At 43.8% G+C, this 502-nt stretch carries 1 protein-coding gene; it reads right to left on the reverse strand.

Going from position 1 to position 502, the window contains the following annotated elements; all coding sequences use genetic code 11:
* Window positions 1–162: 162 nt before the first annotated feature.
* Window positions 163–502: NAD(P)-dependent oxidoreductase (locus tag AC3G7N_RS22870; protein ID WP_489424378.1), on the reverse strand; the 340-nt coding region annotated here is incomplete at its 5' end.

A 502-nucleotide genomic window follows, 5' to 3' on the forward strand; every position in this document is an offset into this window, starting at 1 on the left:
TGGGAGTTGAGATCAGTGAATCATTCCGGGTAACAGAAACTGGTTGTGAAGTGCTCGCTGAATTTCCCCGTGAACTTTACGTTAAACCCAACATCCGCCTGGCATAGGCAATTTAAAACAGTTAATGGCCCCAGAGGATATCTTCTGGGACCATTTCTATGATCACCCTTTCCATACACTAGGGTCGATTAAATTTGGTGGTTTTCTTCCTGTTAACCCAGCCTCCAAGTTTTTTGCTGCAAGCTCTGACATCGCGAGTTCGGTCTCATGGGTGGATGAACCAATATGTGGTGTCGTCACCACATTTTGATATCCCAATAAAGGGTTATTCGGATCAACAGGTTCCTTTTCAAAAACATCCAATCCGGCTGCGGCAATTTCCCCCCTTCTAAGTGCATCGATTAAGTCCTTCTCCACGATCGTTTTTCCTCGCGACCCATTTATAAATATTGCTGAGTTTTTCATCATTTGAAATTCTTGTCGACCAATCATGCCTTCTGTT

Source organism: Virgibacillus carmonensis (assembly GCF_057836705.1).